The sequence below is a fragment of the Streptococcus sp. 3613 genome, assembly GCF_013277375.1.
GTDB lineage: Bacteria > Bacillota > Bacilli > Lactobacillales > Streptococcaceae > Streptococcus > Streptococcus pseudopneumoniae.
This window is the reverse complement of sequence record NZ_VMMV01000113.1, coordinates 1-899: the sequence shown is the minus strand read 5'-3', so window position 1 is coordinate 899 and position 899 is coordinate 1. Positions and strand designations below refer to the sequence as shown.

Genomic DNA, 899 nt, shown 5'->3' with positions numbered 1-899 from the left:
CCGACCTACCTGCTTGCATGTGGGTGGATTCCAAAACCTTCCTTCTCAAAAGCGCCCAACATCCAACAAGTTCAGCTTCTTCCAGTTGACGATAAGCATCTCGCGGTTCGCAGTTTACTAAGCTTGGCGTCGCCTTGCTACCAACCCTTGGACTGCTATCGCATAGGCAGAACTAGAGGACTAAAGTCCTAAGTTACTGCCGCAACATATCACAATGCACATATCCAGAATAATCTCCTAGGAATTCTTGTACTACTGAACCACTTCGACGCTGATCATGGTGGTACAGCGTGATTCCTTGCTTCTCAGCTTTCCCAGACAAAAAAGTCCAATAGTAGGTCAGATGGCTATCACTCTCTAGCACCCTATAAGAAGTTTCATCCGCATGAAGTAAGGGCTGAGTCAATAGTCTCTCTCGCAAGAGGTTATAGAGGGGCTCCAAATAGTATTGACTCGTCTTGATATGCCAATTAGAGATTTCCTTACGTGTGATTGGTAAACCCATCCTAGCCCAATCTTCTTCTTGGCGATAATTGGGGACCTTCAGATTAAACTTCTGATGGATGGTGTGAGCGATTATAGAAGCTGAGCCAAGGCTATGCGCCAAAGGGGCTTTAGGGATAGGAGCTTTCACGATTTTATCACTCGGATTTTTCTCACTGCATGCTTGGCATTTGTAAGAGTGTTGGATATGATCTATGCGTTTTAATTGCGCAGGAATAAAGACTAATTCTTGGCCTTGAAGACTCGCTCCAATCTCTTTTAGCTCTCCCTGACAGTCAGGGCAAATGCAATCCTCTAAGCGATGATGGAGTTCTTCTGAATCGAATTGGGCAAGAAGAGCTTGACGTTTCCCTTTAGCTTTCTTACGTTTATAGGTGATTTCTTCTCTTTCAACT

1 pseudogene is annotated in these 899 nt (G+C 44.6%); it reads right to left on the bottom strand.

Annotated elements, in window-relative coordinates:
- Positions 1-205: 205 nt before the first annotated feature.
- Positions 206-899 (bottom strand): annotated as a pseudogene (locus HT708_RS10955) (IS66 family transposase); the annotation flags it as partial.